The organism is Kitasatospora sp. NPDC093558, assembly GCF_040683475.1.
Taxonomy (GTDB): Bacteria; Actinomycetota; Actinomycetes; order Streptomycetales; family Streptomycetaceae; genus Kitasatospora.
In genome coordinates, this window is record NZ_JBFBDY010000650.1 from 1 (window position 1) to 3,407 (window position 3,407).

Genomic DNA, 3,407 nt, shown 5'->3' on the forward strand with positions numbered 1-3,407 from the left:
ACCGTCATGGCCAGCGCGCGGCCCGCCGTGCGGGCGTCCTCGGGGAGCAGTTCGCCCCGCTTGTCGACCTCGCCGAGCTCCCCGGCCCAGCGGGCGATCCGGACGGCGTCCACCAGCATCCGGCGGGCCAGCGGAGCCAGCTCGGCGGGGGCGGGGAAGCCGTCCGGCACGGGAACCCGGCCGCGGCCGGGAGCGGGTGCGGGGCCTCGTCGGCGGGGTACGCCGCCCCCGCCCGGCCTGGCCCCGGCGGGCCGGTGGGCCGTACCGGGGAGGCGGGTCACCGTCGCACCGGTACCGATCGTCGGTGGGAGCGGGGCATCACGGTCGCGCGGGTTCCGAGACGTCACGTCGAGCAGTCTTCCCCTTGCACAGGCCTTCTGTCACATCCGGTTGGTTGTACGGACGGGCGGCTTGTGGCAGCACCTCCGCAAGATCGGGCAACAGCGGCAAACCGCCTGGCCGGAAACGTGTGGCGGGCTCATGCCAGGCCCGTTTGTCGTGGTCACGGGGGGTGTTCGAACGGATACGGAAAGGGCCGCGGCGGGCGGCGGACGGCCGACTCGGACGGGGTGAGCGGCGGATGCGGCGGGGAGGGCGGGCGCTTCGCGTGGATGGGGATCGGCCAGGTCGGCGACGCGGGGAGCGGTGGCGGAAATCGACCGGGCCGACTTCTCGCTCCGGCGTAATCGACCTCCGGTTCGCGAGTGGCGCCGGATGCCGGGTGGGGGAATTACGCGACGAGGTGAAGCCTAGGAATGACCGGTTGGAATGCCCGGAATGCGGGCTGCCGATCCGGATCAGAGGAGGGGGGTGAGCCAGCGCCGGAGGAGTTCCGCGTAGTGCGCGGGATCGGAGTTCCACAGGGCCGTGTGGTCCGCGCCCGGGAAGGTCTGGAGGCTGACGACGTCGGGGCGGGAGTCGGCGAGGTGCCGGGCGGCCCGGTACGGCGCGATCGGGTCGTCCGGGCTGTGCAGGACGAGCGTCGGCACGCGCAGGTCGGCGCCCTCGGCGAGGCGCGCGAAGTCCGCCAGGTCGACCCCGGTGCGGCCCTCGGCGGCGAGCGCGCCGAGCTCGGCGACCGCCCGGGTGTAGCCGGCCCTGGCCACGTCGCGGCGGGCCGTCGCGGGCAGGTCGAGCACCGGCGAGTCCAGGACGAGGCCGGCGATCGCGCCCGACCAGGCCGACCGGGCCGCGGCCTGCAGGCACATCGTCGCGCCCACCGACCAGCCGTACAGGACCACCCGGCTGGCGCCGCTGTCGAGGGCGAGCCGCACCGCCGACTCGACGTCGCGCCACTCGGTCTCGCCGAAGTGGGTGAGGCCGTCCGGCGAGGCGGGGGCGCCCTGGTCGCCGCGGTAGGTGACGGCGAGGGCGGGCAGCGCGAGGCGCTGGAGGACGGGCAGCACGGGGAGCGTCTGGGTGCGGTCGGCGCCGGGGCCGTGCACCAGGACCATCCAGGTGCCGCGCTTGCCGTCGAGGCGCCAGGCGGGCATCGCGCCGAGCTCGCCGGCGACGGCGGTCTCGGTAAACGGCAGGCCCAGGGCCGTGGTCGGGTCGCCGAGGTGCACGCGCGGGGTGAAGCGGACCTCGGTGCCGGGGGTGAGGGTGCCCCGGTCGGCCCGGACCAGGCGGCGGGTGACGCCCTGTTCGTCGCTGTGCAGGATGTCGTCGACGACGGCGTGGCCGTCGCCCTCCCACTCGACCGCCCAGCGGCCGGGGTGCAGGGCCGCGGGCGTCCGGTTGAAGGTGATCCGGCCGGCGGCGAGGCTCTGCACCAGGACGGGGCCGGACTCCAGCACGACGGTCTCCGGCCGCACGAGCCGCTCGGACGCCCGGCGGCCGACCACCAGCACGGCGACGCCGGTGCCGACGGCGGCCGCGGCCACGACGGCTGCGGTTCCCCAACGCATATCGCTCCCCGCTCTGTGAGTCTGCTGGGGACAAGTTCACTGGGGGGCGGGGGCGGCGGCCAGTGGGATGGGCTGTACGGGGGAACGGGAGGAACGGGGGAAATGCCGGGGTCAGACCGGGATATCCGTGGGGCGGCGGCCGAGGAGTTCCCAGAAGCGCGGAGTCAGGGGGCGGTCGCGCGGGGGGAGGGTGGGGGTCGCGGCGCCCCAGTGCGGGGAGGACACCTGGTGTTCCTGGTGAAGGACCGTCAGCACGGCCGCCAGGTCGTCCTCGTGGACGGGCACGAGCCGCGCGACCGCCCCGAGGTGGGGCTGCCAGCGGCCGTCCACGCACCGGCGCAGCCGCTGGTCGAGCGCGGCGCCGCGGCCCGTCACCTCGACCAGTTCGGTGAGCCGCAGCCCGAGCACCTGGGCGAGCGCGTGCGTCCGCTCCTCGTCGCCGTCCCACGTCCCGGTGAGTTCGGCCTGCTGGTAGACGCGCAGGGCGACGCCGATGCGACGCGCGGCGGTGTCCTGGTTCAGTTCGCGGGCGACGCGGTGGTCGCGCAGCCGGGCCGGGCGGGTGCCCATGAGCTGGGCGGGCGGGCACCAGAGGGCGCGGGCGAGGGCGATGAACTCCTCCTCGGTGGGGCGCAGCTCGCCGCTCTCCCAGGCGATGACGTGCGTGGGCAGCAGCCGGACGCCGTGCGCGGCCATGCCGTCGGCGACCTGTTCGGGGGTCAGGCCGAGCCCGGCGCGGTGGGCGCGGGCGGCCGCGGGAGAGAACGGCACCGGGGGCAGGGCGGCGGGAGACTGTCTGCGTCGCATGGGAACGAACGCTAGGGCCGGTCCGAACGGGCCCCCAGCCGCCGAACGCACGAAGCGCCGCGGGAGGCGCACGCGGACCGCTGGAGGATCACACAGGATGTCATGCCCCTGCGGCGGCAGTACTCGGAGGTAGCGACGGGGGCGTCCGGGGCTCGCGGCGGGGCTCGCGGCGGGGTTCTCGTGTGTGACCAACCCCTCCGTGACCTCGGTTGACTCCCGGTTCGGCCGCGTGATGGGATCCCAGGGCCAAACGGAGGCATGCAGAGGAAGCCGGTGCGAGTCCGGCGCGGTCCCGCCACTGTCACCGGGGAGCACGTCCGGAACAAGTCCCTCCTTGCCCGCCAGCGGACAGGAAGGGCCCATAGGCGGACCGTCAGTCATCGCTGACGGACTGCTGGAAGGCTCCGGGGGTGCGTTCGACCCGGAAGCCAGGAGACTCTCGCCCCCGGTACGTCGATCCAGGGCGCGGACCCTGAGTGAGGACTCGCACGCGATGCAGGCTGCCCCGACCCGCCGAGCCCTCCCCTGTCCCCCGCCGTCGTGCGCCCGCTGACCCGCGCCGCCGCGTTCGCGCTGGGCGCCGTCGCGGGCTACCTCGCGGACGCCCGCTACGCCGACCCGCGCCGCGGCCACCCGGTGGCCGTCTTCGGCGGGGGGGCGACGCGCCTGGAGCGGCGGATGTGGCGCGAC

2 protein-coding genes, 1 pseudogene and 1 riboswitch are annotated in these 3,407 nt (G+C 75.5%); of the genes and pseudogenes, 1 reads left to right on the forward strand and 2 read right to left on the reverse strand.

What is annotated here, in order from left to right; all coding sequences use genetic code 11:
- Positions 1-797: 797 nt before the first annotated feature.
- The gene (locus AB0O00_RS33135) at positions 798-1,910 is read right to left on the reverse strand and encodes a prolyl oligopeptidase family serine peptidase (RefSeq protein ID WP_363658139.1); all 1,113 of its coding nucleotides are present in this window, start codon (positions 1,908-1,910) and stop codon (positions 798-800) included.
- Positions 1,911-2,021: 111 nt separating this feature from the next.
- Positions 2,022-2,717 carry a helix-turn-helix transcriptional regulator gene (locus AB0O00_RS33140; protein ID WP_363658141.1) on the reverse strand — a complete coding sequence of 232 codons (696 nt, stop codon included), beginning with the start codon at positions 2,715-2,717 and terminating at the stop codon, positions 2,022-2,024.
- Positions 2,718-2,979: 262 nt separating this feature from the next.
- Positions 2,980-3,156, forward strand: a riboswitch (cobalamin riboswitch).
- 101 nt (positions 3,157-3,257) lie between these two features.
- Between AB0O00_RS33140 and AB0O00_RS33145 the strand changes: the two are divergent.
- Positions 3,258-3,407, forward strand: a pseudogene (locus AB0O00_RS33145) (cobalamin biosynthesis protein); the annotation flags it as partial.

Coding starts and splice junctions, on each gene's coding strand:
- AB0O00_RS33140 (WP_363658141.1), bottom strand. CDS start 2,717: ATGCGACGCAGACAGTCTCCCGCCGCCCTGCCCCCGGTGCCGTTCTCT.
- AB0O00_RS33135 (WP_363658139.1), bottom strand. CDS start 1,910: ATGCGTTGGGGAACCGCAGCCGTCGTGGCCGCGGCCGCCGTCGGCACC.